Genomic DNA, 26,518 nt, shown 5'->3' on the forward strand with positions numbered 1-26,518 from the left:
AACCGTCCTAGGCATTGAAATAGCCGTTGTCGCGGAACCAGTCGATGGCGCGCAGCAGGGTGTCGTCGAGGGCGGTGGTGGAGAAGAAGCCGAGTTCCTCGCGGGCCTTGCGTCCATCGAGGAACTGCCCACCAGCCATCACCTCGATGGCGGTTTCGTCGAGCAGCGGCAACTGGCCGCTGACCCGGTAGCGCAAGCGGCCCAGGGTGGCCAGCGCGCGAGCCATGGCCATCGACATCGGCTGCGGCGCAGGCTGGCCGAGCAGCTCGGCGATGCGCCGGGTCAGGTCGGCCATTTCCAGGTTGTGCCCGGTCAGCAGGTAGCGCTCGCCGATACGCCCGCGCTCAAGGGCCATCAGCAGGCCGCGCCCGGCTTCGGCGGCATCGATGACGTTACGCTGGCCGGCGACGTAGTGGGTCATCTCGCCATTGCCGATGGCGGTGATCACGCGTCCGGTGGTCGGGCCGATGTCCAGTTCGCCGAGTACCATGCCGGGGATCCCGATCACCACCGGCAGGCCGTTGCGCGCCTGCTCCCGGGCCTGCTCGTCGAGCGCCCATTTGCACAGCACGTAGGAACTCTTGCCGCTCGGCAGGCTGTCGTAGAACAACCCCTCGTGCCCCGGTAGTCCCTGGGGATGCCGGGGCATGGCATATGCCGAACCGACGTAGAGGATGCGCGGCACCCTGGCCTGCAGGCAGGCGGCATAGAACGGGTTGGTCTGGCCCAGCGCGCTGGCCACTTCCTCCTGCCAGCGGCGCGGCCGCGAAGGATAGTAGCCGGCGCTGAAGATCACCCCGTCGAGGCCGCGCAGGGCGCGTTCCAGGCCGGCGTGGTCGAGCATCTCGGCGACCCGGCACTCGGGCTCCAGATAGGCGAGACGCTGGATCTGCGAAGAAGGACGGTGGATCAGCACCAGATCGTGACCGGCGGCCCTGATGGCGCGCGCGGCGTGATGTCCCAGCAGGCCGGTGGCTCCGAGTACGGCGTATTTCACATGAGCTCCAGGGCGTGAGAGTGGCTGTTCGTCCACGGGTCCCGCAAGCGGGTCGGCCAGCAGTCTAGGCCGAACGCCGGCGAGATACCAAACAGCAGGTTACGGAAATACACAACAGGCGTTTCCGATGGTAAGCCTGTCGGCGCGCCGGCCGCCCCCCGCGACCGCGCGCCCTGGCCTCACTTGCCGCGCCTGGCCTGCTGGTACAGCGGCATCACCTTGGGAATCGCGGCCTGGAGATTGGCCATCCGCGAACTGTCGGAGGGGTGGGTGCTGGTGAACTCGGGCTGGCTGGCACCGCCGCTGGCCTTGCCCATCTTCTGCCAGAGGGTGATCGCCGCTTCCGGGTTGTAGCCGGCGCGGGCGGCCAGCTCGAGACCGATCAGGTCGGCTTCGTTCTCGTTGGCACGACTGTTGGGCAGGGTCATCAGGTAGTCGACGCCGGTATTGGCCAGTTGCAGGCTTTCCTGGCCGAGGCCGGCCAGGGCGCCGATCTGGCTGGCCACCTGCACGCCGTAGGCCTTGGACATGGCCTCGCGCCCATGCTCGCGCAGGGCGTGAGCGATCTCGTGGCCCATCACCGCGGCGATCTCGTCGTCGGTGAGCTTCAGCTTGTCGATCAGCCCGGTGTAGAAAATGATCTTGCCGCCGGGACCGCAGTTGGCGTTGAGTTCGTCGCTCTTCACCACGTTGACTTCCCAATTCCAGCTGGTGGCGTCCGGGCGGAAGGCGGCGGTCTGCGGGATCAGCCGCTGGGCGATCGCCTTGACTCGCCGCGCGTCGGCACTGCTGGTATCGAGCACGCCGGCGCTTTTCGCCTCGCCGAGAGTCTTCTGGTACGACTGGGCGTACATCTGGTCGACTTCCTGGCTGGACAACATGCTGAACATGTATTGCTTGCGGTCGACGCCGACGGCGCCGCCGCTGGTGGTGTTCACTGCCTGGCAACCGGCGAGCAGCAGCGCGCCGGCGAGGGTGGCGAATCGGAAGGGATGAGCCATGGTCCTTTGTTCTCCTCTGAAGGCCGAGCGCATGGTAGGCCGCGCCTCGAGCGCCGGCAACAGCCGTTGGCGAGGAAATCTCCATCGGCCGATTAAGGATTTGCCGCCCTCTTGCCGATAACCTCGCCAGAGACAATTCCAACAAGGGTCGGAAGTCCCATCATGAAGCTCAAGTCGATCCAGTTTTCTGTCGCCGCCCTCGCCGGCGCCAGCGTTCTAAGCGTCGTCGTGGTGTTGGTGCTGTATGCCCTGTTCGCCGGCGCGCGAACCCAGGAACTGGTGCAGCAACGCACCCAGGGCCTGCTGGAGAAGGTCATCAACGAGCGCCTGGTGGCCCTGGCCCGCGCCCAGGTCAGCCAGATCCAGCGCGAGCTGGAGTATCCGCTGACGGTGGTCCACGGCCTGGCCAACAGCACCCGCCTGCTCGGCGAGCCGGGCGCCGACGGCATGCCGCAGCTGAACGCCAGCCGCGACGAAATCTCCGCGCTGCTGCGTAGCACCGTGCAGAACAACCCCAAGCTGCTCGACACCTTCATGGCCTGGGAAGCCAATGCCTTCGATACCGACGCCGCCTTCGCCGGGCAACCCGGCAAGGGCTACGGCCCGGATGGTCGCTACCTGCCCTGGTGGTATCGCGGCGCCGACGGCAAGCCGATCGTCGAGGCCATGACCGACAGTATCGATAGCGAAAAGCTGCTGCCCACCGGGGTGCGCGAGAACGAATTCTACGCCTGTCCGAAAGAGAACAAGCGTCCCTGCATCATCGACCCGGCCCCCTACGAAATGGGCGGCAAGACCGTGATGATGTCGTCCTTCAACGTGCCGATCATGGTCGGCGACCAGTTCCGCGGCGCAGTCGGCGCCGACCTCTCGCTGGCCTTCATCCAGGACCTGCTCAAGCGCGCCGACCAGCAGCTCTACGATGGCGCCGGGGAAATGGCGCTGATCGCCAGCAACGGCCGCCTGGTGGCCTACACCCGCGACGACAGCAAGCTCGGCGAGCCCGCCGGCAGCGTCCTCGACGGCAACGAAGTGGACAACCTGAAGAACCTCACGATCGACCAGCCGCTCTACGACATCGACGCCGAGCACGGTCACATCGAGCTGTTCCTGCCTTTCACCATCGCCGACAGCGGCGTGCGCTGGACCCTCATGCTGCAGATTCCCCAGGCGGCGGTATTCGGCGAACTGCAGCAACTCCAGGGCGAGCTGAGCGACCAGCGCCAGCAGGATATCCTCGGCATGAGCCTGGCCGGTCTGGTGGTAGCGGCCCTCGGCCTGCTGGTGGTCTGGCTGGTCGGCTACGGCATCGCCCGGCCGCTGCGCCAACTGGTCGGCATGCTCGACGACATCGCCCAGGGCGAAGGCGACCTCACCCGCCGCCTGAGCAGCGAGCGCGCCGACGAGCTGGGCTCCATCGCCAAGGGCTTCAACACCTTCCTCGGCAAGCTGCAGAACATGATCGGCCAGGTGGTGCAATCGGTGCAGAAGGTCAGCGACTCCTCGGAGCACACCGCCGACATCGCCATCCGCACCAACCAGGGCGTGCAGCAGCAACTGGCGGAGATCGAACTGGTGGCCACCGCGGTCCACGAGATGACCGCCACCGCCCAGGACGTGGCGCGCAACGCCACCCACGCCGCCGAGGCAGCCAACCACGCGGACCAGGCCGCGCACCAGGGCAAGCAGATCGTCGAAAGCAGCTCGGCGGCGATCCAGGCCCTGGCCAGCGAGATCGGCCGCGCGGTCGGAGTGGTGCAGAACCTGGCCAAGGACAGCGAAAACATCAACGCGATCCTGGTGGCGATCCGCGGTATCGCCGAGCAGACCAACCTGCTCGCCCTCAACGCCGCCATCGAGGCCGCCCGCGCCGGCGAGCAGGGTCGCGGTTTCGCGGTGGTGGCCGACGAGGTACGCAACCTGGCGCAAAAGACCCAGCAGGCCACCGAAGAAATCCAGAGCATGATCCAGCAGTTGCAGCAGGGCACCCGCGACGTGGTGAAGGTCATGCAGGACAGCCAGGAGCGCACCGACGACAGCGTGCGCCATGCGCGCCAGGCGGCCGAAGCGCTGGAGTCGATCACCCAGGCGGTATCGGTGATCAACGACATGAACACCCAGATCGCCAGCGCCGCCGAGGAGCAGAGCGCGGTGGCCGAGGACATCAACCGCAACGTCGCCAACATCGGCCAGGTCGCCAACCAGGTGGCCGGCGGCGCCGACGAGGCCTCGCAGGCCAGCGCCGAGCTGACCCGCCTGGCCGAGCAGCAGCGGCGCCTGGTGAATCAGTTCAGGGTCTAGCGTCAGGCCGGGGTCAGGCACTCCGGCCCGTCGGTTTCAGGCTTGTTGACGAAGCCGGCCAGGGCCACGCTGCGCAGGTTCGGCTGGGGCTTGGCGAGCAGGCTGATCAGCGCCGGCAGCGGCGTGTCCGGAGCCAGCCAGGCATCCTGCTCGGCCTCGTCAAGCAGCAGCGGCCGGCGGAACTCGGCGGCCGCCTGGGATACCTGGGCCACGCTGAGCCAGGTCTGTCCCTGCACCGGATAGGCCTCCCAGATGCCGGCGAAGAACAACAGGCGCTCGCCGGTGGAAACCCAGTACGGACGCTTGCGCACCCCGCGCCATTCATAGAAGCCGTTGGCCGGCAGCAGGCAGCGGCGCTGCTGGAACGCCTCGCGGAACATCGGTTGCTCGGCGAGGGTTTCCGCCCGCGCGTGGCTGGGCGTACGCGACAGGTCGGTGAGCCAGGCCGGGGTCAGCCCCCAGCGCGCCAGGTCGGCGCGGCGCGCACCGGCGTCCTCGCGAACCATCAGCACCTGGTTCGCCGGAGAAATGTTCCAGTGCGCCCGCCAATCCGCCGGAAAGCCCGGCAGGGCCGCCAGCGACGGATTCCAGCGGAACAGGGCGTAACGACCACTCATGCTTGGCACTGCCTGGTGAGGGAAAGCCGCACAGTGTAACCCGAAGCGCCACACTGGCCTTGCCGAACGCAAGCTGAATGAAACCCAATCTTAACTTGACGCGCCTATCCTCCAGGCTTAAGGTGCCGCCCGCATTCTGTAACCCACACAGGAGTCCTGCATTGGACAACAGCCCTAGTCGATTGCGACAGGTCCATCCGGCGAGCTAGTCCAGCAGAACCCTCTGCCACTGCCTCGCCGAACATGGCGGACAGTGGCGATCCGCATCCCGACCGGGATGACGCATCCCCATTTTCCCTTCGTGTCCCTTCCCTCGCGCCATCCGCGCAGCGGGAAGCCGCGGTCCTGCGCAATCCATCGTCCTTTATCCGCGCGGACCGACGGCCCGCGCCAGCTCCGGCCGTCGGCCGGCAACGAGGTGAAACATGGATTGGAAAGTATTTCTCCTGCGCGTCGCGGTCGCGCTGGTCCTGGGCGCCCTGATCGGCGCCGAACGCCAACTGCGCCAACGCCTCACCGGCCTGCGCACCAACGCGCTGGTCAGCACTGGCGCCTGCCTGTTCGTGCTGATGACCCAGGGCGTGCCCGGCCTGGCCGGCGACGCTTCGCGGATCGCCGCCTACGTGGTCTCCGGGATCGGCTTCCTCGGCGGCGGCGTGATCATGCGCGACGGCCTCAACGTGCGCGGCCTGAACACCGCAGCCACCCTCTGGTGCACCGCCGCCATCGGCGTGCTGTGCAGCATGGGCCTGCTGCTGGAGGCCACGCTCGGCAGCCTGGTGGTGCTCTGCGCCAACATCCTGTTGCGCGACATCGCCCAACGCCTGAACCGCCAGGACGTGTTGCCGGCCAGCGAGGCCGAGCAACGCTACGAAGTGCAGATCGTCTGCCGCGCCGAGGACGAGATCCAGGTTCGCAGCCTGATGCTGCACAGCCTCGGCAGCAGCGACCTGCGCCTGCAATCGCTGCACAGCGAGGATCTGGACAACCCGGCCAAGCTGGAAGTCCGCGCCGAACTGCTCGGCACCCCCGAAGCTCCGGCGCAGCTGGAACGCCTGGTCAGCCGGGTCAGCCTGGAGAAGGGCGTCAGCTCGGTGCGCTGGCAGGTCTTCGAACTGGCGGCCGACTGAGCGGCGGCCGCCTCAACACAACAGGCTGCCGGGGCCGCAGGGCTCCGGCGGCTCCTCGGCCAGCGGGGCGGCGGCGTTGTAGGCGAGGATCAGTTCCCGCGCCCGCTCCGTCTGCTCGTCCGCCACCAACAACGCCAGCAGTCCGCCAGGCGGCAGTTCGCCGATGGCGCCGACCAGGTGGCGGCCGCTGACATGGGCGGCGATCCCTTCGCTGGCGAGCATTCCCACCAGCATCTCGGCTTCCAGCAGGTCGGCCGGCTCATATACGCGCTGCATCAGTCATCCTCCCGGCGGACGTTCAGTGACCAGTCCTGCCCATCGGTGCGCAGGTCGAACAGGATCGGCCGGCAGCACACCGGGCAGTCCTCGTAGTACTGCTGGTCGCCGGCGCTCAGGTCGAGCAGCGCCTCGGCCGGTTCCCCGCAGTAAGGGCAGCTATAGGCCTGGCTTTCGAGCATCGCTGCACCCCCCTATGAGTTCCGTTTATAATCGCGCGGTTCAATTTTCGGCCACCCCCTGGGCGGCCTTCGCAGCATCCATATGGAACCAGAAAGCATGATGGGCGAGTTCGAAGCCATCCGACCCTACAGTGACGCCGAAGTCCCCGCGGTATTGCAACGCCTCCTGAGCGACGACGCCTTCCTCGGCGCCCTGGTCCGCTACCGCTTCCCGCGCCTGGCCGGTCCCCTCGGTTGGCTGCTCAAACCTCTTATAGCCCATCGCCTGGCCCGCGAGGTCACCGGCATCCGCAGCGTCGCCACGCTACAGGACAAGTTCGAGCCCTACGTCGACCACACCATCGAGAAGGCCACCGATGGCGTCACCTACTCCGGGGTCAATCGCCTCAAGCCAGGCTGCGCCTACCTGTTCATCGCCAACCACCGCGATATCGTGATGGACCCGGCCTTCGTCAACTACGCCGTGTACCACGCCGGCCTGCCGACCCCGCGCATCGCCATCGGCGACAACCTGCTGCAGAAATCCTTCGTCAGCGACCTGATGCGCCTGAACAAAAGCTTCATCGTGCACCGTTCGCTGAGCGGCCGGCGCGAGAAGCTCGCCGCCTACCAGACGCTCTCCGCCTACATCAACCACTCGATCCGCGAGGACCGCCAGTCGGTGTGGATCGCACAGGCCGAAGGGCGGGCCAAGGACGGCGACGACCGTACCGACTCGGCGATCCTCAAGATGTTCCACATGAGCCGCAAGGACGAACCCTTCGCCGAAATGGTGCGCGCCCTGCATTTCATCCCGGTGTCGATCAGCTACGAATACGACCCCTGCGACCTGGCCAAGGCCCGCGAGTTGCACACCCGCGCCAGCACCGGCGAATACCGCAAGGCGCCGGGCGAGGACGATGCCAGCATCGCCCTGGGCATCACCGGCTACAAGGGCCGCGTGCACATCAACTTCGGCGCCGAACTGGAGGGCGAGTTCAGCGACGCCAAGCAGTTGGCCGCCGAACTGGACCGGCAGATCCTCGGCAACTACCGTCTGTTCCCGGTGCACTACCTGGCCTACGAGATGAGCGAGAACCGCGACCCGGACCTCGCCGTCCCCACGGCCGAGAGCCTGTTCGGCAGCGAAGAACTGGAGAAGGCGCGCAAGGAATGGAACCGCCGCCTGGAGCAATGCCCGGCCGAGCAGCGCCCCTGGCTGGTGCTGCAATACGCCAACCCGGTACTCAACCAATACCGGATCAGGCAGCAATCCTGAAGACGAAAGCCCGGCGCCGCCGGGCTTCTCCATCGGGCAACGGCTTCGAACCCGCAGACGGTTATCCGCGTGCGGTTCGGCTCGCCGAGGCAGGCCCTCTCAGAACCGCGTGCTGGCCCAGCTGACCAGCAGCGCCAGGCCCAGGCAGGCGGCGCCGAATCGGTAGAAGAACAGGTTGATCCGCAGGGTCGCCTCGTCCATCGGCAATGCCTCCTCCCCCGCCTCGCCCTCCGCGGCCCAGCGCGCCAGGGCGCGACGCTCGCGTGCGCGGGTGGCCAGCAGCAGCCAGGCGCCGGCGACACAGAAGAACAGCGCAAGGCCGTTCACGGCCTGCGCGGGATGGGCGAGGAACAGCGCCCACAAGGCTTGCAAGGACATCGATAACCTCCGCAACAGGACAACACGCCGGGGCTACCGAGTAACGCCTTGGGTGAGCTGATGACAGGACGGACCGTCGGGGACGGCGGGGAAGGACTGGTCGAATTCTATCCAGAATGCATGAGCGACGGCCAGCGACGACCGGGTTGTCGCGACGAAGCGCAGCGGTTAGCAGCAATCCGTCTAAAAAAGGCGCGGCCTCGCCAGCGTGACCGGCTAGTCTGAAAGTGCTTTGCCGGTCACAGAACCCCACCCAGGCAAACGACAACACAGGAGAGTCGTCATGCTGGAAACCGCACCCCACGAACATAACTATCTGATCGACCACCTGGACGAGATCGAGGCCGTGATCGTCGATCTTTCCTTCAATGTCCAGGACGACCGCTGGCTGGTGTACTGCACCGCCTGCGGCCATGAACACCTCGACCTGCCTGAGACCGACGAACGCATCAGCATCGGCGAGCCGGACCCGTTCCACCAGGCCGCCTGAGTTTCCCGAGCGCATGAAAAAGCCCGGCATCCGCCGGGCTTTCTCGTTACCGCCGGCTCATTGCTGGCCGAGAGTCTGAGCGATGGTCGGGTCCTTGAACACGCGGGTCAGGGCGTCGCTGAGCACCTCGCTGACCAGCTTGCTGTTGGTCGCCTGGTTCGGCGCCATACCGAAGCGCTGGTTCAGCGAGGCGCCGTAGCGACCGGTGTAACGCCGGCTGCTGTTCTGCACGTCGGCGCGGAAGGTCGCGGTGATATCAGCCTGGGTGACGTAGACGCCGTCCTTCGGCGACTGGTACTTCAGCTCGGCCAGGGTCAGGGTCAGTTGCGGCGCGTTGTAGGCGTTGGCCGAAGGCGTGTAGCCGAGCAGGCGCACGGCCGTCTCGGCCTGGGCCTGGAGCTTGGGCACCACGTCCTCGCTACGGACGGTCAGGGTGCTGGTATCGGCGTAGAGGCCGCCGCGGGTGCCCAGGGACGGGCCGGGACGGCCATCGACCACCTTGACCACCACCGGCTGGCCATGGCCGACGGCGGTCAACGGTCCTTTAAGGACCGGTTGCGGGTCCAGTTGTTGCGGGCTCAGGGCGCAGCCGCCGAGAACCAGGGCGCTTGCGGTCATCAGGCTGAGCAACAGGCGATGCAGCATGCTCATCTCTCCATGGGTTGGGCACGAATGGCCGGCAGTATAACGGCGCCGCGAAGGCACCGCAGCATTGCCTTGGACGTTCGCCACGGGGCGCGGTTCCTCGCCTGTGGCAGGTGGCGCAGGGCACGCATGCCCGGCGTTTGGCAGATACGGCGCGGCGGATTGTCCCAGGGTGCTTTCGCCGGCGGGCACTTCGTGACCGGGAATGGGAAAAAAGTCTAAGGAGCGGGGTATTTTTTGATTTTCACCGTTATAATCGCCCCCCGATTATAAGGACGCCTCCTGATCGGGTTCCGGCCCCCGCGCCATCCCCCCACAGAGAGCCGCCAGTAGAGCGCTGCCCCATGAGGCAGACGCCCTGAAACGCCTGTAGCGAGTTTTTCGGCAAGGAATGCCGCATGACCCCGCACGATTCTGCGAAGGCATGCCCGCGACAGACGAGCCCTTCCGGCCCATGTCTCCAAAAGAGCGTGGATCGAAGGTATTTCACTACTTCACGAGAGTGTGGCGAGCAATGAAGAGTTTTGCGTCGGTAAGTGCGCCATTAGCGCTTGAAACAGCCCCCCGCAGACGCGACCGCAGCGGATACCTCATGACCAGAGCCTGACGGCCCGTTCCGTCGCGAATGTGCTTGCACGACCGGATGCCCGCATGGGCCAGCCAGGCTGCCAGATCGCCAGCCCCGCGCCCGGCATCCATAGGCGATGACGCCCGGCGTCCCGCCGTTGTTGCGAAGAATCGGACATGACGGCTCCCTCCGCCGCTGCCTGCCGGCCCGTACCGGCCTCGGCCCCGCCCCGTCTGTCGTCAATTTGGTGCTGAAGATTTTGGAGAAGCGTTAATGGCGCAAAACGATCACGAAACAGTCGACATGCTGCTGGTAGGCGCCGGCATCATGAGCGCGACCCTGGCGGTCCTGCTCAAGGAACTCGACCCCAACCTGAAGATGGAAGTCGTCGAACTCCAGGAGTCCGGCGCGATCGAAAGCTCCAACCCGTGGAACAACGCGGGCACCGGCCACGCCGGCCTGTGCGAGCTGAACTACACCCCGCAGTCGGCCGACGGCAGCATCGACATCAAGAAAGCCGTGGGCATCAACACCATGTTCGAGGTGTCGAAGCAGTTCTGGTCGCACCTGGTCGCCAAGGGCACCTTCGGCTCGCCGAAGACCTTCATCAACCCGGTACCGCACCTGAGCTTCGTGCGCGGCAGCGAAGGCATCGCCTACCTGAAGAAGCGCTTCGAATCGCTGACCAAGCACCACGCTTTCGAGACCATGGTCTACTCCGAGGACAAGGCCACCCTCGCCGAGTGGATGCCGCTGATGATGCCGGGTCGTCCGGCCGACGAAGCGATCGCCGCGACCCGCGTCGAGGGCGGTACCGACGTCAACTTCGGCGCCCTGACCAACCAACTCCTGCAACACCTGGCGCAACAGCCGGGCGCGCAGATCCGCTACAACCAGAAGGTCACCCACCTGCGCCGCGCCGATAACGGCTGGCGGGTCACCGTCAAGGACACCCGCAACGGCGGCGACCGCGAGATCCAGGCACGCTTCGTCTTCCTCGGCGCCGGCGGCGGTGCCCTGCCGCTCCTGCAACTTTCCGGCATCCCGGAAGGCAAGGGCTTCGGTGGTTTCCCGGTGAGCGGCCAGTGGCTGCGCTGCGACAACCCGGAAATCGTCAAGCAGCACCAGGCCAAGGTCTACAGCCAGGCCGAGGTCGGCTCGCCGCCGATGTCCGTGCCGCACCTGGACACCCGTGTGGTGGACGGCAAGAAATCCCTGCTGTTCGGCCCCTATGCCGGTTTCTCCACCAAGTTCCTGCGCCATGGCTCGTTCCTCGACCTGCCGCTGTCGGTACGCCCGGGCAACATCCTGCCGATGCTCTCGGTGGCCCGCGACAACATGGACCTGACCCGCTACCTGATCGGCCAGGTCATGCAGTCGCCGGAACAGCGCCTGGAAGCCCTGCGCAAGTTCTACCCCGAAGCCAGGGCCGAGGACTGGCGCCTGGAAGTCGCCGGCCAGCGCGTGCAGATCATCAAGAAAGATCCGAAGAAAGGCGGCATCCTGCAGTTCGGCACCGAGCTGGTGGCCGCCCACGACGGCTCCATCGCCGCCCTGCTGGGCGCCTCGCCGGGCGCCTCGGTGACCGTCTCGATCATGCTCGGCCTGATCGAGCGCTGCTTCCCGGAGCAGGCCCGCTCGCCGGAGTGGAGCGCCAAGCTGAAGGAAATCTTCCCGGCTCGCGAGAAAGAGCTGGAAAGCGACGCCGAGCTGTACCGCAGCGTCAGCAGCCGTTGCAGCGAGGTGCTGGAACTGACCGCGAAGAACGACGTGCAGGCCCCGGTCAACGCCGAGTGAGCCGCGCTACGGAACAAGCCGCCTTCGGGCGGCTTTTTCATTTGTGGAGTCAGGCGCCGGCCTCGCAATTGATCATCCAGGACACCCCGAAACGGTCCACCAGGGTACCGAAACAGGGCGACCAGAAGGTCTTGCCCAACTCCAGCTCGACCCGCCCGCCGTCCTCCAGCAAGGCGTCATAGCAGCGCCGCGCCTGCTGCGGGTCACGGGTATTCAGTGAAAGGGAAATCCCGGAGATCGGCTGCAACGCCGGCCCGTGCCCGTCCGAGGCCATGATCTGGCTGTCGCCGATCTGCAGGTTGGCGTGCATCACCTTGTCGCACCAGCCTTCCGGCACCACCACCGGACCGGGCGCCTCGTCGAAACGGAACAGGAAACTCACCCTGGCACCGATGGCGTGTTCATAGAAACGCAGGGCCTCTTCGCAACGGCCGTTGAAGCAGACGTAGGGCTGGACGTACATGGGAACCTCGGCAGGCTGTTTTTCCTGTGAGTGTAGAAAAGCAGCAGCCTCTCGCAGAGCGAATAAAGCAGTCCTGGCCATTCGCCCCCCCCTGTCTCCCTGGCGCTCCGCAATGCGAGAAGGCCCGTATGCCTATCGTCCCTTGCCACCGCCAGCCGTCATTCGGGTGCTGGCGTTCGCCGACGGGTGGGATTCTTCGGCGGGCCGCGCAACGAAAAAGCCCGCCGAAGGGCGGGCTTTTCACCGCATGGCCGGCTCAGGCGCCCTTGGCCGCCTGCAGCGCTTCGATGTAGGGCGCGGCCTGGCGCTGGTCGGCGACCAGGGCGACGAAGTCGTTGCCCTTGGCGTCGCGCGCATCGAGATCGTAGCCGGCCTCGCGGAAGAAGGTGAGGAAGCGCTCAAAGTCGTCGATGCGCAGGCCGCGATAGGCCTTGATCAGCTTGTGCAGCGAGGGGGGCGTGTCGTCGGCCGGCTCGACGCCGAGGAACAGCTTGATCGACTCGTCACTGATCTCTTCGCCAATGATCTGTTTCTTGTCTTTGCGCATCGCTTTCTCTCAACGGCTCTGGGGCCGGGCTCGCCCGGCGCGGGATAAGGCCAGGCAGTTTACTCCCGGCGCGCGGCGAGGCTCAACGCGCGCGTACCGCGCCGGTGTGCAGGTCGGCCCAGACATGGCCGTTGGGATAGGCGAGGAACTGGCAATAGACCGTCTGGTTGCGCAGCAGGTCGAGCAACGCCGGGTACTGCGCCAGCGGGTAGTTGAGCGTGAGGGTGCGGGTCCCGGCATCGTAGACCGGCTTCTTCAGGCTCTTGCCTTCGCTGTCGAACTGGATCAGCACCTGGGCCAGGGTCGCGCCCTTGCTCAGCGGCTTGCCCTTCAGGCGCAGCAGGGTCGGCGTGGTGATCGGGATCGGCTGCTGGTTGGACTGCCGCTGGTTGCCCAGCACCACGCTGTACTCGGTGATCTGGATCAGTTGCTGCTGCTCCGGCGCCTCCTGGCGCAACTGGCCGTCGTCGGGCGGCAGGAAGCGCGCGTGCATCGGGGGATTCTCGGCGGCCAGGCCGGCCAGACTGACGAACAGGAGCAGGGAGCCGCACAGGCTACGGGCGAACATCGGGACCTCCGGACAGGGCGAGCCGGCACTCTAGCATGGCTGCCGACCCGCCGCCGAAGCGCTCAGGCGAACTGGGCGCGCATCCAGTCCCGGTAGGCCGGCGCATCGGCGCTGCCTTCGGCAGGCGCCCAACTGGCGAACTCGCCTTCGCCGAGCGGGCGGTAAGGCCCGGCCTTGCATTCGAACAGGATGCTGTCCGGCTCCAGCACCACCAGGGCATGGAACACCCCGGGCGGCAGGTCGACACCGGGGCAGTCCCCAGCGGCGCTCAACTCGCGCTTGTCGAGGAGTTCCCCGTCCTCGGCGAAGACCAGCAGGCCGAGACGGCCCTTGAGCACGATCAGCGCCTCGGCCTTGCCCGCATCCAGGTGCCGGTGCGGCGGGATGTAGGTATTCGGCTGGAGGCCCACTGCCATGCGGTGGCAGGGCTCCTCCATGCGGTGGAAGTTGTGATGCTGGCGACCACGCGGCGCGTTGCCCGCCCCGCTCGCCAGTTCGGCGAACAATTGCTGGTCGAGGTAGCGCGGTCCGGCCATCTCAGAGCCCCTTGACCGCGAAGATGCCCGCGGCGTTGCGCCAGTAGCCCTTGTAGTCCATGCCGTAGCCGAACACGTAGCGGTCGGCGCAGTAGAGGCCGGTGAAGCTGGCCTTGAGGTCGGGCCGGGCCTTGCGCTCGTGTTCCTTGTCCACCAGTACGGCGGTGTGCACCGCGCGTGCGCCGGCATGCTTGCAGAAGTCGATGATCGCCGAGAGGGTGTGCCCTTCGTCGAGGATGTCGTCGATGATCAGCACGTCACGGTCGATGAAGGAGATTTCCGGCTTGGCCTTCCAGAACAGTTCGCCGCCGGAGGTCTCGTTGCGGTAACGGGTCGCATGCAGGTAGGACAGTTCGAGGGGGAAGTCGAGCAGCGGGAGCAGCTTGCCGGAGAAGATCAGGCCGCCGTTCATCACGCAGAAGACCACCGGGTTGGTCTCGCCGAGATCGCGGTTGATCGCCTCGGCGACGCGACCGATGGCTGCCTCGACCTCGTCGTTGTTGAACAGGCAGTCGGCTTCCGCCATGACTTGGCGGATGTGCGCGAGATCGACGGACATGGTGCTTCTCCCTGGCTGGGCTGAGAAAAAGTCGGCAAAGGTACTCATCCGGTCGCCATCGGGCAACCCCCGGCGGTCGAGTGCGAATCAGAATAATGGTCCAGACTGTGCGGAATGCATTACGCTAGCGCAATTTTTTTGCCCGCCCCCGTTGGAGACAGTCGCCCATGCCCGTACATGAGATCCGCCACCCCCTCATCCGCCACAAACTGGGCCTGATGCGCCGTGCCGATATCAGCACCAAGAACTTCCGCGAACTGGCCCAGGAAGTCGGCGCCCTGCTGACCTACGAGGCGACCAAGGACCTGCCCCTGGAACAGTACGAAATCCCCGGATGGGCCGGCCCGGTTACGGTGGAGAAGATCTCCGGGAAGAAGATCACCGTGGTGCCGATCCTGCGCGCCGGCATCGGCATGCTCGACGGCGTGCTCAGCCTGATTCCCGGCGCCAAGGTCAGCGCGGTCGGCGTCGCCCGCAACGAAGAGACCCTGGAAGCACGCACCTACCTGGAAAAACTGGCGCCGGACATCGCCGAGCGCCGCTCGCTGATCATCGACCCGATGCTCGCCACCGGTGGCTCGATGGTCGCCACCATCGACCTGCTGAAGAAGGCCGGCAGCAAGGAAATCCGCGCCATGGTGCTGGTCGCCGCCCCCGAGGGCATCGAGGCGGTACGCAAGGCCCACCCGGACGTGATCATCTATACCGCCTCGATCGACGAGAAGCTCGACGAGAACGGCTACATCATTCCGGGCCTGGGCGACGCCGGCGACAAGATCTTCGGTACCAAGCAGAAGGAAGCCTGAACATGGGCGATGCCTTCCAGGAGCCGCTCTGGCGCCAGGTGCTGTCAGGCGCGCAGATGCTGTTCGTCGCCTTCGGCGCGCTAGTGCTGATGCCGCTGATCACCGGTCTTGATCCCAACGTCGCGCTGTTCACCGCCGGCCTCGGGACCCTGCTGTTCCAATTGGTGACCGGGCGCCAGGTACCGGTGTTCCTCGCCTCCAGCTTCGCCTTCATCACCCCGATCATCCTCGCCAAGGGCCAGTTCGGCCTGGCCGCGACCATGGGCGGGGTGGTCGCCGCCGGCTTCGTCTACACCTTCATGGGCCTGGCGGTGAAGATCAAGGGCACCGGCTTCATCGATAAACTGCTGCCGCCGGTGGTGATCGGCCCGGTGATCATCTCGATCGGCCTGGCGATGGCGCCGATCGCGGCGAACATGGCGATGGGCAAGGCCGGCGACGGCAGCGAGTTGCTGCCGTACCGCACCGCGATGATGATCTCGATGCCGGCGCTGCTCACCACCCTGGTGGTGGCGGTATTCGGCAAGGGTATATTCCGCCTGGTGCCGATCATCGCCGGCGTGCTGGTCGGCTTCGCCCTGTCGTTCGTCTTCGGCGTGGTCGACACCGCCGCGATCGTCGCCGCACCCTGGCTGGAGCTGCCGAAATTCACCGCGCCGGAATTCAACTGGCAGGCGATCCTGTTCATCGTCCCGGTGGCCCTGGCCCCGGCCATCGAGCATATCGGCGGGGTCATCGCGGTGGGCGGCGTCACCGGCCAGGACTACCTGAAGAAGCCCGGCCTGCACCGCACCCTCCTCGGCGACGGCCTGGCCACCTCGGCCGCCGGCCTGTTCGGCGGACCGCCCAACACCACCTACGCGGAAGTCACCGGCGCAGTGATGCTGACCAAGAACTACAACCCGAAGATCATGACCTGGGCGGCGGTGATCGCCATCACCCTGGCCTTCGTCGGCAAGTTCGGCGCGATCCTGCAAAGCATCCCGGTACCGGTGATGGGCGGCATCCTCTGCCTGCTGTTCGGCACCATCGCCTCGGTCGGCATGAACACCCTGATCCGGCACAAGGTCGACCTCTCGGAAGCGCGCAACCTGGTGATCGTCTCGGTGACGCTGGTGTTCGGCATCGGCGGCGTGCTGATCGGCAGCGGTACCGGTCCCGACGACATCGGCCTGAAGGGCATCGCCCTGTGCGCCATCGTCGCCATTGTCCTCAACCTGCTGCTGCCGGGCAACGACGGCTGGCAGAACAAGGCGCTCGACGAACAGCACAAGGATTCGCACTGAAACCAACGGGCGGAACACTTCGCTGTTCCGTCCGTATTCCACCCGCCTCGTTATTTTCAAATCATGTAGTCAATCGCTTACTACTTTGTAATTAAACTTCCTTGCATTTCCCAAATAACCACGCCATCTGACTGGCAAAGATCTACTCGCGCTGCTATATAGCCAGTCAAACATGACTTGCGGACCGCTCTGCGCCGCGCCATCCATGAACTTATAGTTTTGCGGACATATAAGGCCGATCATTTAAAGTCGTGGGAACTTTATTTATCCGCCAACGTCCTTCTGCGCCACCGACATTCATTATCGACAGGAAGTTAGAGATGAATAAACGCACTCCGGCAGTCTTGTTGTTCTGTGCCTGCGCCAGCCTGCTGGGCACCGCCCAGGCCGCCGGTACGCTGATCGGCCAGGTCGGCGTGCAGATGGTCATCGGTGCCGGCTGCACCATCATCAACGGCAGCGTCAGCGGCGGTATCAACCAGTGGGGAACCCTGGACTTCGGCAGCCATTCCGACCTCACCAACGTGGTCGACGCGCAGACCGTCGGCACCAGCGGCAATATCCAGATCCAGTGCAGCACCGGCCTGACCCCGAGCCTGACAGTGAACGCAGGCCTGCACGCCAGCGGCGGCCAGCGCTACATGCAGAACACCACCACCACCACCAGCACCATCGCCTACAACATCTATTCGGACGCCGCGCGCAGCGCGCTGATCCAGGCCAACACACCGGTGGACATCTCCTCGGTCTCCACCGGCACCGCGGTCAACATCCCCCTCTATGGCCGCGTGGTGCCCACCGGACAAAGCACACCCACGCCGACGGCGGGGACCTACACCGACACCCTGCTGGTCACCATCGCCTGGTAAGACGCGCCGCCAGGCGCGGCGCCGGGCAGCATGGTCCTGGGGGGACCGATGAGCCTGAACCGCTACTTCACCGGAGGACTGCTCTGCCTGCTCGGCTGCAACCCGGCAAACGCGCAGACCGCCACCATCGTCCTGAGCGCCACGCTGCTCCCGGCCTGCGAGGCAGGTAGCGTCGGCAGCGGCGGCGCGATCACCTTCGGCACCCTCGACTTCGGCCAGTACGCCTCCCTGAACAACGCCATCAGCGCCACCAGCCAGCAAGGCGCAGGCTCCATCCGGGTCAAGTGCGTCAGCGGCCAGACCTATGCGATCACGCTCGACGGCGGGCTCTACGGCAGCGTCGCCACGCGGCGCATGGCGAACATCGCCAACACCGCCCTCACCCTGACCTACAACCTGTACAGCGACCGCCCCGGCGGCATCGTCTGGGACAACACCACCGGCGTTGCCGCCACCGGCAACGGCAACGACCAGTGGTACCCCATCTACGGCCTGGTGCCGGCACAGACCACGCCGGTCGCCGGGACCTACCGCGACACCGTCAACGTGACCATCAGCTGGTGATGCCGATGTCCAGCCGGCATCTACTCCTGTCGCTTCTCCTGCTCCCGCTGCCGAGCCTGGTCGCGCATGCCGATCCATCGCCGATCAGCCGCGCCTTCCAGGTCGAGGCGGTGGTCGCCAACGGCTGCGCCTTCGGCACCGCCATCAGCGACAACGCCTATGACCTCGGCACCCTGAGCTTCGGCACCCTCGGCAACCTGGCCAGTCCGGTTAACGTCGCCAGCAGCTCCGGGGCCGGCTCCATCATCCTGACCTGCACTCCGGGAATGACCGTCTCCGTCGCCCTCGACTACGGGGTCAATGGCGGCAGCAGCAGCCAGCGCTACCTGAAGCGGGTGAGCGGTAACGAGACCCTCGCCTACCAGCTCTACCAGGATGCCGCCTACTCCCAGGTCTGGGGCAACGGGGCACTCGCGCGGACCATCGCCAACTTTCCCGCCAGCACCCAGACCTACACGGTATACGCGCGCCTGTTCGCGGTCGGCAGCCTGCCGTCCGCCGGCAACTACCGCGATACCGTCACCGTCACCCTTTCGTTCTGAGCCGTCATGGAGGATCACATGCCCAGTCCACACCTACCTCTCCGCCCCGGCCGCTGGCTTGCGGCGCTGCTGGCGCTGTTCCTGGGCGGCCCGGCACAGGCCGCCAGTGCGGTGCTGATCTGGCCGATCAACCCGGCCATCGAAGCCGACCAACCAGCCACGGCGCTGTGGCTGGAGAATCGCGGCAAGCAACCGGTGGTCCTGCAGGTGCGCGTGCTCGGCTGGTCCCAGGCGGATTTCCAGGACGTCTATCGCAACCAGCAGGCAGTGATTCCCAGCCCGCCCTTCGTCAAGGTCGAGCCGGGCCGCCGGCAACTGGTCCGGCTGATCCGCCAGGGCGGCCAGCCCAGCACGCCGGAGGACGCCTACCGGGTGCTGATCGACGAAGTGCCCGACGGCAGCGCGGGGCAGACGCAACGAAGCCCCGGTCTCGCCCTGCAGTTCCAGATGCGCTATTCGGTGCCGCTGTTCGTCAGCGCCGACGGCGTCTGGACCCAGCCGCGCAGCGATGTCGAGCGCGACCCGGCCGACGCGACCCGGCCGAAGCTGGCCTGGCGGCTGGTCGAGGAACAGGGCAAGCGTTACCTGCAGGTGCGCAACGAGGGTAGCGTGCACGCCCGCCTCAGCCATGTCCGCTGGGAGGGCAACGGCCGCAGCCTGGCGCTGCTGGACGGCCTGCTCGGCTACGTGCTGCCCGGCCGGCAGATGCGCTGGCCGCTGCCGCCGGGGCTGCTGCCGGACGCCGGCATGACCCTGAAACTGCAACTGGCGGACAACGACGCGCCGATCAGCGTTCCCGGGTACTGAGGCGGACGTCGGTCCCGTGCCTCGCCCGTGTCAGCGGCGCTCTCGCCACCACCGCTCGCTACTGATCGGCCTGGCGCTGCTCTCCCCTGTCCATGCGGCGGACTACCTGGCCGGACTGCCGCCGCCGCAACCCGCTCCGTCCGGCGGCGGCAACGTCCTCTACTACCTGGAACTGGTGATCAACGGCCGCGACAGCGGCCAGGTGGTGCCGGTCAACGCCGCCGATGGCCATTACCTGCTCGACGCCGCGGCCCTGCGCGAAGCCGGCGTGCGCCTGCCTGGCAACCCCGCCGGACAGGTCGCGGTGGACGCCCTGCCCGAGGTCCGGGCGGACTATGACAGCGCCAGCCAGCAACTGCACCTGCAAGTGCCGCCGGACTGGCTGCCGGAGCAGCGCTTCGACGATCCCGGACTGGTCGCCCGCGCCCCGGCGCGCAGCAGCCTCGGCGCGCTGTTCAACTACGACCTGTACTACTCGGACCCCGCCGACGGCGCCACGCCCTGGCTTTCCGCGCTGCTCGAGCAACGTCTGTTCGACGGCTTCGGGGTGATCTCCAACACCGGCGTCTACACCCGCTATTTCGGCGACGCCGACAACCTCGACAGCCGCTACCTGCGCTACGACACCTACTGGCTGTACAACGACGAACGCAACATGCACAGCTACCAACTGGGCGACTACGTCAACGGCGCGCTGAACTGGACCACCCCGGTACGCATGGGCGGCTTTCGCTTCGCCCGCAACTTCGGCGTACGTCCGGACCTGGTCACCTATCCGCTGCTGCGCTTCGACGGCCAGGCCGCCGTACCCAGCACCGTCGACCTGTTCATCAACGGCTACAAGGCCAGCAGCGCCGACCTGCAGCCCGGTCCCTTCGCCATCAGCAACGTGCCGTATATCAACGGAGCCGGCGAAGCCACGGTGGTGACCACCGACGCCCAGGGCCGACAAGTGGTGACCAGCCTGCCGTTCTACGTATCCAACACCCTGCTGGCGCGCGGCCTGAGCGATTTCGACCTGTCCGTCGGGCGCCTGCGCGACGACTACGGCCTGCGCAACTTTTCCTATGCCGACAACGCCGCCAGCGGCATCTACCGCTACGGCGTCAGCGACCGCCTGACCCTCTCCACCCACGCCGAGGCCGCCAGCGACCTGCGCCTGCTCGGCATCGGCGGCGACATCGCCGTGGCCACCTTCGGCACCCTCAGCCTGGCGGCCAGCGGCAGCGACGGCCAGGGCGACAGCGGCCAGCAATACCTGCTCGGCTACTCCTACTATTCGCGACGGCTCGGCCTCAGCCTGCAACACATCGAGCGCAGCGCCGGCTATGGCGACCTCGGCACCCTGGACGGCGAGTACCAGTTGAGCCGGCGCACCGACCAGGCTACCGCCAGCCTGACCTTCGACGAGCAGGGCACCATCGGTGCTGGCTACTTCGACATCCGCGCCCGCGACGGCAGCCGCACGCGCCTGGCCAACCTCTCCTACAGCCGCCCGATCGGCAGCCGTAGCAGCTTCTACCTGGCGCTGAACAAAGATCTCGACGGCGACGGCTACAGCGCGCTGATGCAACTGGTGATTCCCTTCGACATCAACGGCCTGCTGAACATCGGCGTCACCCGCGACAGCGACCGGCGCTACAGCGAGCGGGTGATCTGGAGCCGCTCCACGCCGAGCCAGGGCGGCCTCGGCTGGAACCTCGGCTATGGCGGCGGCGCCAGCCGCTACCAGCAGGCCGACCTGACCTGGCGCATGCAGAACGTGCAACTGCAGGGCGGCCTCTATGGCGAGACCGGCAACTACACGCGCTGGGCCGATCTCAGCGGCTCGCTGGTATGGATGGACAACGCCGTGTTCGCCAGCAACCGGATCAACGACGCCTTCGTCCTGGTCAACACCAAGGGTTATCCACAGGTGCCGATCCGCTACGAGAACCAACTGATGGGCAGCACCGACGACAACGGCCACCTGCTGGTGCCCTGGGTCGCGGCCTACTACCCGGCGAAGTTCCAGATCGAGCCGCTGGACCTTCCGGCCAACGTCAGCGCGCCCGAAGTCGAGCAGCGCGTGGCGGTACGCCAGGGCAGCGGCCTGCTGCTGGATTTCCCGATCCGTGCCGTGGTCGCCGCCAGCATCAGCCTGGTGGACGAGCGCGGCGAACCGCTGCCGCTGGGCAGCCAGGCCGAAGAAACCGGCAGCGGCCAGCGCGCCAGCGTCGGCTGGGACGGCCAGGTCTATTTCGAAGGATTGCAAAGCGACAACCAGCTACGCGTGGTCCGCCCCGACGGCCGGGCCTGCCAGGCACGCTTCCGCCTGGACACGCGCAAACCCACCGTCAGCCAGGTCGGCCCGCTGACCTGCTCGGCCCCCATCGGAGATACGCCATGAGCCGCCACTCCACGTCCGCCTGCCTGCTCGGCTTCGCTACGCTCTGCACCAGCCCGTTGCTGCTCGCCGCCTGCACCACCAGCTCCGGCACCGGCAATTTCGGCAGCCTGAGCTCGTTCACCGTGGTCAGCACCGCACAGACCATCACCGGCACCACCGGCTTCAAGTGCACCGGCAGCCTGTTGTCGATCCTCAGCACCAACACCATCGACGCGACCATCGCCAGCACCGCCAATCCGCTGGGCACCACGCCGCGTCTGTACAATGCCGCCAGCGGCACCTACCTGCCCTACAGCATCTGCAAGGACAACGGTTGCGGCACCGTCTACAACGTCGGCTCGACGGTACGCTGGAGCAGCACCACCTTCCTCGGCATCCTCGGCCTGTTCAACGCCACCGACGGCAGCCTGCCGCTGTACCTGCGCACCGCCACCGGGGTGACCCTGCCGGCCGGCACCTATACCGATACCATCGGCCTGAACTGGGCCTGGCACCTGTGCGCGGCGGGCATCGGCCCAGTCTGCGTATACGACGACGGCACCGCCAGCAGCAGCGTCAACGTTACCCTGACGGTGCTCAAGGACTGCTTCATCGACAGCGCTCCGGACCTCAGCTTCGGCAGCGCCGCGCTGGTCTCGGCCTTCACCGCGGTGAACCAGAACATTGGCGTGCGCTGCACCCTGAACGCCACCTATACCATCGGCTTCGACAACGGCAACAACTTCAGCGGCGGCTGGCGGCGAATGCTCAGCGGCGCCAACGCGATCCAGTACAACCTCTACAAACCGGGCGACTCGACGGTCTGGACCACCAGCAACACCCAGGCAGGCACCGGTAGCGGCGCAGCGCAGAACGTGCTGTACCGGGCCATCGTCAACCCGGCACAGGGCAACGTCCCCGCCGGTACCTACAGCGATACCGTGCGGGTCATCCTCACCTACTGAGTCAGGCCGGCTGCCGGGACGCCTTCCAATCCTCGCCGCCCTCGCCTTCCCGTCGCAGGCTCCAGTCCTTCAGGTGCTCCAGGCTGGCGCGATAGGGCTTGAGGCCGATCCCCAGCAGGACCACCGCGCCGAGCACCGCGGCCAGGGTCACCAGCAGCAGCGAGTAGCGCAGCGCCATGTCGTCGGCGAAGACGAAATCGGTGACCAGCGCCACCGCCGTCGGGCCCACGCCGAGACCGAACAGGGTGACCACGAACAAGTAGATCGCCGAGGCCTGGCCGCGCATCGAGTTGGGCATGATCTCCTGGATCGCCGCCGGGGCCACGCCGAACGGCATGCTCAGGAAGAACACCGTCGGCGCCATCAGCGCCGCCGCCCAATTGGCGTTGTCCAGCAGCGGATAGACCAGGGTGAAGGGAATCACCGCCCAGGCGGCGAGCAGCCCGACGCGCATGTTCGCGTCGCTGCGCCCGCGCTTCGCCCAGTAGTCGGCCAGGCGCCCGCCGAAGACGATGCCGAGACAGCCGAACACCGCGACGATGCTGCCGTAGACCACCCCGACATGACCGGCGTCCCAGCCGTGGGTGCGGACGAAGAAGGTCGGCACCCAGGCGCCGCTGCCGTAGCCGGCGAAGGACAGGCAGGCGAAACCGAAGTTGTGGCAGAGCACGGTCTTGCGGTTGGCCCGCAGGTAGGCGCCGACCTCGCCCAGCGGCACCGCCACGCCTGCGCCGACTCCGCGCCGGGCCGGCTCGCGGATCGCCAGCAGCAACAGGCAGAAGAGCACGCCGGCGGCGCCGAGGATGAGGAAGATCAGTTGCCACGGGCGCACCTCGCCGAACAGCGGCAGGTGCACGTCGCCCTGGGCCGAGGCGAACTTGATCACCAGCCCGCCGAGCAGGAAGGCCAGCCCCGAGCCCAGGTAGATGCCCATCGAGTAGACGCTGATCGCCGTCGCCCGACGCTCGCGCGGGAAGCTGTCGGCGATCAGCGAATAGGCCGCTGGCGACAGCGCCGCCTCGCCAACCCCGACGCCGACCCGGAAGGTGAGGAATTGCCAATAGCTGCGCGCCAGACCGCAGGCCGCGGTCATCGCGCTCCACACCAGCACGCCGAACAGGATCAGACCGCGCCGGCTGCGGTTGTCGGCCATGCGTCCGAGCGGGATACCGCAAAGGGTGTAGAACAGGGCGAAGGACAAGCCCATCAGCAGGCTCATTTCCGTGTCGCTGATGGCCAGGTCGCGGCGGATCGGGCCGACCAGCAGGTTGAGGATCTGCCGGTCGATGAAGGACAGCACATAGGCGACCATGAGGATCGCCACCGTGGTCCAGGCCGCAAGGTTGGAGGGATAGCCGTTATTGTTGTTATGCATGCCGAACTCCTGGACGCCGCCGAAGCGGCGGATGCGAAGGGAGGGTCGACAGGCAGGATAAGCCGGCAACATCCGGGCTTATACCCAGGGCAAGGGACTATAGAACTGCTGAATGCGGGAAGCGGGTTCCGGCGAATGACCGCCAGGTCATTCGCCGCCGCGTGCGCTCAGAGCCTGTCCAGCATCTCGCGAGCTGGGCGGGGAAGCGGAGCTGACGAGCGGCAAATGAGCACTTCGAAGCCTTCATACCGCGCCGCGCAGCGGATCATGAACAGGCTCTCAGAGCGGCCTGGCCAAGCGCCCGCTCATGTCGGCCAGGGCGCCGACCCAGGCGGGGTGGTCGTTGAGGCAGGGAATCAGCACCAGGTCCTCGCCGCCGGCGCTGATGAACTGCTCGCGGCCGCGCATGCCGATTTCCTCCAGAGTCTCGATGCAGTCGGCGACGAACGCCGGGCACATCACCAGCAGGCGCTTCACCCCACGCTGCACCAGTTCGTCGAGCTTGGCGTCGGTATAGGGCTCGATCCACTTGGCGCGCCCCAGGCGCGACTGGAACGCCACCGACCAGCGCCCCTGCTCCAGGCCGGCGCGCTCGGCGAAGGCCTCGGCGGTGCGCAGGCACTGGCTGCGGTAGCAGAGGGCGAGGGCTTCGGGGCTGACGTTGCGGCTGTTCTCGGCCAGCAGGTCGTGGGCAGGATCCTTCACCAGCTTGCGGATGTGCCGCTCGGGCAAGCCATGGAAGCTCAGCAACAGATGGTCGTGGGGCTGCTGCAGGTACGGACGCACGCTTTCCACCAGGGCATCGAGGTAGACCGGCTGGTCGTAGAACGGCGGCAGCGTGCTGACCTCCAGGCCCAGGCGATGGGCGGCGATCACCCGGCGCACCTCCTGTTCGGCGGTGGTCGTAGTGCTGTCGGCGAACTGCGGATACAGCGGCGCCAGGGTGACCCGCCGGATACCACGGCGCGCCAGGTCGAGCAGGACCTTCTCGATGGCCGGCTGGCCGTAGCGCATCGCCAGTTCCACCGGTCCATGCGGCCAGTGCGGCTTCATCGCTTCCTGCAGGCGACGACTGAGGACGATCAGTGGCGACCCTTCGTCCCACCAGATCGAGCTGTAGGCGTGCGCCGATTCGGCCGGACGCTTGATCAGGATCAGCGACACCAGCAGGCGCCGCAGCGGCCAGGGTAGGTCGACCACGTAGGGATCCATGAGGAACTGGTCGAGATAGCGGCGGACATCCTCCACCCGGGTCGAATCCGGGGAGCCCAGGTTGAGCAACAGCAGGGCATTCTCGGTCATGCCTGATCCTTTCGTCGGGCGTCCAGGACATCGGCCAGCGCCACGTCCAGGTCGGTGAATTGAAAACGGTAGCCGGCGTCCTGCAAGCGTTGCGGCAAGGCTCGCTGGCCGCCGAGCAGCAATCCGGACATTTCTCCCAGCCCGAGGCGCAGGACGAACCCGGGGGTCGGTATCCGCGCCGGCTTGTGCAGCGCCCGGCCCAGGGCCTTGGCGAAATCGCGGTTGCGCACCGGGTTGGGAGCGCACGCATTATAGGGACCGCTGGCATCGGGCCGCCGCAAAAGAAAATCGATCAGCTCGATTTGATCCTCGATATGAATCCACGGCATCCATTGCCGGCCGTCACCCAGCGGTCCGCCCAGGCCGAGCCGGTAGAGCGGCAACAGGCGCCCGAGGAAGCCGCCCTCGGGGGCCAGCACCAGGCCGGTGCGCAACAGCACGACACGGGTGCCGAGCTTCTCCGCCTCGCGGGCGATCTGCTCCCAGGCTAGGCATAGCTCGCTAGCGAAATCCTCGCCGGCCGCCGCCCCCTCCTCGGTCACCGGGCGCTCGCCGCTGTCGCCATACCAACCCACCGCAGAACCCGATAACAGAACGCCCGGGCGCTGCTCACGAGCGTCCAGCCATTCCACCAGGCGCTCGGTAAGGCGTACCCGGCTTTCCCACAGCAGCGCCTTGCGCTTGTGGCTCCAGGGTTTGTCCGCGATCGGCTCGCCGGCCAGGTTGACCACCGCGTCGAGCGGCTGGTCGCCGTACTCGTCGAAACGATCGATGCCGCGCACGCCGACGCCGCACAGCGATTCCACCTGCTGCGGCCGCCGGCTGAACACGGTCAGCCGGTGTCCGGCCTGTCGCCAGCGGGCGCACAGGCGGCGACCCATCAGGCCGGTACCGCCGGTCAAGAGAATGTGCATGGCTGTCTCCTCGTTTTGCCTGCGTGCCCTTTCAGTCTGGACCCTGGACATCGATCTGCCCGATGACCGTGCATCCTCCCCCCATTCCGGCGTTATCCTGTGGATGGAAGATCCGTCGGCTCCGGCCGGGGAACCCTGGCGTCGTTTTCGACTCAGCCAAGGAACAGGGCTTGCATCGCACTGGTGCCTTAGTGAACGGCGCCAGCCGTCTATTCTTCAGATAACTCGGTTGATACTTCCGAACGGAACGTCTGAAGGTTCGACAGGCCAGGAAGCGAGCCGTGCGCCGCAAGCGCGCCATCGGCGCGATGCAAGGTGCGCCTCGAAGCACGCGCAATACTGTACATTAAATCAAGCTTGTACAAGAAACCTGATTCGCCTGTCCAGACGCTACACAACCAGAGAGG

At 66.5% G+C, this 26,518-nt stretch carries 28 protein-coding genes; 13 read left to right on the plus strand and 15 right to left on the minus strand.

Annotated elements, in window-relative coordinates:
- Window positions 1-7 precede the first annotated feature (7 nt).
- Both VQ067_RS25420 and VQ067_RS25425 read right to left on the minus strand, forming a co-directional pair.
- The gene (locus VQ067_RS25420; RefSeq protein WP_003121034.1) at window positions 8-1,033 is read right to left on the minus strand and encodes an NAD-dependent epimerase/dehydratase family protein; all 1,026 of its coding nucleotides are present in this window, start codon (window positions 1,031-1,033) and stop codon (window positions 8-10) included.
- Window positions 1,034-1,176: 143 nt separating this feature from the next.
- Complete coding sequence (locus VQ067_RS25425; protein ID WP_003094932.1) at window positions 1,177-1,998, minus strand: M48 family metallopeptidase; 822 nt, start codon at window positions 1,996-1,998, stop codon at window positions 1,177-1,179.
- Between the two features lie 162 nt (window positions 1,999-2,160).
- On the opposite strand from VQ067_RS25425, the gene VQ067_RS25430 reads away from it, so the two are divergent.
- Entirely contained in the window at window positions 2,161-4,299 is a 2,139-nt protein-coding gene (locus VQ067_RS25430) for a methyl-accepting chemotaxis protein (protein ID WP_003094935.1), read from the plus strand.
- A gap of 2 nt (window positions 4,300-4,301) precedes the next feature.
- Here the strand turns inward: VQ067_RS25430 and VQ067_RS25435 are convergent, their stop codons facing one another.
- Entirely contained in the window at window positions 4,302-4,916 is a 615-nt protein-coding gene (locus VQ067_RS25435) for an SOS response-associated peptidase (protein ID WP_003141612.1), read from the minus strand.
- 425 nt (window positions 4,917-5,341) lie between these two features.
- Between VQ067_RS25435 and VQ067_RS25440 the strand changes: the two genes are divergently transcribed.
- Window positions 5,342-6,046: an MgtC/SapB family protein gene (locus VQ067_RS25440; RefSeq protein WP_003094941.1), complete on the plus strand. Its 705-nt coding sequence runs from the start codon at window positions 5,342-5,344 to the stop codon at window positions 6,044-6,046.
- Between the two features lie 12 nt (window positions 6,047-6,058).
- Here VQ067_RS25440 and VQ067_RS25445 read toward each other — a convergent pair whose 3' ends face one another.
- The gene (locus tag VQ067_RS25445) at window positions 6,059-6,322 is read right to left on the minus strand and encodes a putative signal transducing protein (RefSeq protein ID WP_003094943.1); all 264 of its coding nucleotides are present in this window, start codon (window positions 6,320-6,322) and stop codon (window positions 6,059-6,061) included.
- Window positions 6,322-6,504, minus strand: coding sequence for a CPXCG motif-containing cysteine-rich protein (locus VQ067_RS25450; protein WP_003094945.1), 183 nt, complete (start codon window positions 6,502-6,504; stop codon window positions 6,322-6,324). Before VQ067_RS25450 ends, VQ067_RS25445 begins: the two co-directional genes overlap by 1 nt.
- A 97-nt stretch (window positions 6,505-6,601) precedes the next feature.
- Here VQ067_RS25450 and VQ067_RS25455 point away from each other — a divergent pair, with 97 nt between their 5' ends.
- Window positions 6,602-7,762 (plus strand): 1-acyl-sn-glycerol-3-phosphate acyltransferase, encoded by a 1,161-nt coding sequence (locus VQ067_RS25455; protein WP_003094947.1) that lies wholly within the window; start codon window positions 6,602-6,604, stop codon window positions 7,760-7,762.
- Between the two features lie 99 nt (window positions 7,763-7,861).
- On the opposite strand, the gene VQ067_RS25460 is transcribed toward VQ067_RS25455, so the two are convergent.
- Window positions 7,862-8,140: a hypothetical protein gene (locus tag VQ067_RS25460; protein ID WP_023098106.1), complete on the minus strand. Its 279-nt coding sequence runs from the start codon at window positions 8,138-8,140 to the stop codon at window positions 7,862-7,864.
- A 283-nt stretch (window positions 8,141-8,423) separates the two neighbouring features.
- Here VQ067_RS25460 and VQ067_RS25465 point away from each other — a divergent pair, with 283 nt between their 5' ends.
- Complete coding sequence (locus tag VQ067_RS25465; protein WP_003094951.1) at window positions 8,424-8,630, plus strand: hypothetical protein; 207 nt, start codon at window positions 8,424-8,426, stop codon at window positions 8,628-8,630.
- Window positions 8,631-8,687: 57 nt separating this feature from the next.
- Here the strand turns inward: VQ067_RS25465 and VQ067_RS25470 are convergent, their stop codons facing one another.
- Window positions 8,688-9,275 (minus strand): YajG family lipoprotein, encoded by a 588-nt coding sequence (locus VQ067_RS25470; RefSeq protein WP_003094953.1) that lies wholly within the window; start codon window positions 9,273-9,275, stop codon window positions 8,688-8,690.
- Between the two features lie 841 nt (window positions 9,276-10,116).
- On the opposite strand from VQ067_RS25470, the gene mqo reads away from it, so the two are divergent.
- Window positions 10,117-11,640, plus strand: a complete 1,524-nt coding sequence (gene mqo / locus VQ067_RS25475; protein WP_003099345.1) for a malate dehydrogenase (quinone) — start codon at window positions 10,117-10,119, stop codon at window positions 11,638-11,640.
- 49 nt (window positions 11,641-11,689) lie between these two features.
- Here the strand turns inward: mqo and VQ067_RS25480 are convergent, their stop codons facing one another.
- From VQ067_RS25480 to VQ067_RS25500, 5 genes are all read right to left on the minus strand, one after another.
- Complete coding sequence (locus VQ067_RS25480; protein ID WP_003094957.1) at window positions 11,690-12,103, minus strand: VOC family protein; 414 nt, start codon at window positions 12,101-12,103, stop codon at window positions 11,690-11,692.
- Window positions 12,104-12,359: 256 nt separating this feature from the next.
- Window positions 12,360-12,650: a PA4642 family protein gene (locus VQ067_RS25485; RefSeq protein WP_003094960.1), complete on the minus strand. Its 291-nt coding sequence runs from the start codon at window positions 12,648-12,650 to the stop codon at window positions 12,360-12,362.
- Between the two features lie 82 nt (window positions 12,651-12,732).
- Window positions 12,733-13,218 carry a hypothetical protein gene (locus VQ067_RS25490; RefSeq protein WP_003094962.1) on the minus strand — a complete coding sequence of 162 codons (486 nt, stop codon included), beginning with the start codon at window positions 13,216-13,218 and terminating at the stop codon, window positions 12,733-12,735.
- A gap of 62 nt (window positions 13,219-13,280) precedes the next feature.
- Window positions 13,281-13,754 (minus strand): WbuC family cupin fold metalloprotein, encoded by a 474-nt coding sequence (locus VQ067_RS25495; protein ID WP_003094965.1) that lies wholly within the window; start codon window positions 13,752-13,754, stop codon window positions 13,281-13,283.
- 1 nt (window position 13,755) lies between these two features.
- Window positions 13,756-14,313, minus strand: coding sequence for a hypoxanthine-guanine phosphoribosyltransferase (locus VQ067_RS25500; protein WP_003094967.1), 558 nt, complete (start codon window positions 14,311-14,313; stop codon window positions 13,756-13,758).
- Between the two features lie 167 nt (window positions 14,314-14,480).
- On the opposite strand from VQ067_RS25500, the gene upp reads away from it, so the two are divergent.
- From upp to VQ067_RS25540, 8 genes are all read left to right on the plus strand, one after another.
- The gene (upp, locus tag VQ067_RS25505) at window positions 14,481-15,119 is read left to right on the plus strand and encodes a uracil phosphoribosyltransferase (protein ID WP_003094968.1); all 639 of its coding nucleotides are present in this window, start codon (window positions 14,481-14,483) and stop codon (window positions 15,117-15,119) included.
- Window positions 15,120-15,121: 2 nt separating this feature from the next.
- Window positions 15,122-16,405: a uracil-xanthine permease family protein gene (locus VQ067_RS25510; RefSeq protein ID WP_003094970.1), complete on the plus strand. Its 1,284-nt coding sequence runs from the start codon at window positions 15,122-15,124 to the stop codon at window positions 16,403-16,405.
- A 320-nt stretch (window positions 16,406-16,725) separates the two neighbouring features.
- Window positions 16,726-17,274: a Csu type fimbrial protein gene (locus tag VQ067_RS25515; RefSeq protein ID WP_003135087.1), complete on the plus strand. Its 549-nt coding sequence runs from the start codon at window positions 16,726-16,728 to the stop codon at window positions 17,272-17,274.
- Between the two features lie 30 nt (window positions 17,275-17,304).
- Window positions 17,305-17,838 carry a Csu type fimbrial protein gene (locus VQ067_RS25520; RefSeq protein WP_003135089.1) on the plus strand — a complete coding sequence of 178 codons (534 nt, stop codon included), beginning with the start codon at window positions 17,305-17,307 and terminating at the stop codon, window positions 17,836-17,838.
- Entirely contained in the window at window positions 17,838-18,380 is a 543-nt protein-coding gene (locus VQ067_RS25525) for a Csu type fimbrial protein (protein WP_031686593.1), read from the plus strand. The genes VQ067_RS25520 and VQ067_RS25525 overlap by 1 nt, the downstream gene beginning before the upstream one ends.
- An 18-nt stretch (window positions 18,381-18,398) precedes the next feature.
- Window positions 18,399-19,187: a fimbrial biogenesis chaperone gene (locus tag VQ067_RS25530; protein ID WP_031686594.1), complete on the plus strand. Its 789-nt coding sequence runs from the start codon at window positions 18,399-18,401 to the stop codon at window positions 19,185-19,187.
- A 16-nt stretch (window positions 19,188-19,203) separates the two neighbouring features.
- Window positions 19,204-21,576, plus strand: coding sequence for a fimbria/pilus outer membrane usher protein (locus VQ067_RS25535; protein WP_033991158.1), 2,373 nt, complete (start codon window positions 19,204-19,206; stop codon window positions 21,574-21,576).
- Window positions 21,573-22,520, plus strand: a complete 948-nt coding sequence (locus VQ067_RS25540) for a Csu type fimbrial protein (RefSeq protein ID WP_033991159.1) — start codon at window positions 21,573-21,575, stop codon at window positions 22,518-22,520. The genes VQ067_RS25535 and VQ067_RS25540 overlap by 4 nt, the downstream gene beginning before the upstream one ends.
- Before the next feature lies 1 nt (window position 22,521).
- Here VQ067_RS25540 and VQ067_RS25545 read toward each other — a convergent pair whose 3' ends face one another.
- From VQ067_RS25545 to VQ067_RS25555, 3 genes are all read right to left on the minus strand, one after another.
- Window positions 22,522-23,895 (minus strand): spinster family MFS transporter, encoded by a 1,374-nt coding sequence (locus VQ067_RS25545; protein ID WP_003099328.1) that lies wholly within the window; start codon window positions 23,893-23,895, stop codon window positions 22,522-22,524.
- Window positions 23,896-24,174: 279 nt separating this feature from the next.
- Entirely contained in the window at window positions 24,175-25,197 is a 1,023-nt protein-coding gene (gene hemH, locus VQ067_RS25550; RefSeq protein WP_021264089.1) for a ferrochelatase, read from the minus strand.
- On the minus strand, window positions 25,194-26,111 hold the full coding sequence (locus tag VQ067_RS25555) for a TIGR01777 family oxidoreductase (protein WP_031686598.1): 918 nt from the start codon (window positions 26,109-26,111) through the stop codon (window positions 25,194-25,196). The genes hemH and VQ067_RS25555 overlap by 4 nt, the downstream gene beginning before the upstream one ends.
- Window positions 26,112-26,518: the final 407 nt, after the last annotated feature.

It is taken from the genome of Pseudomonas sp. KBN12P06040, assembly GCF_037574965.1.
GTDB lineage: Bacteria > Pseudomonadota > Gammaproteobacteria > Pseudomonadales > Pseudomonadaceae > Pseudomonas > Pseudomonas aeruginosa.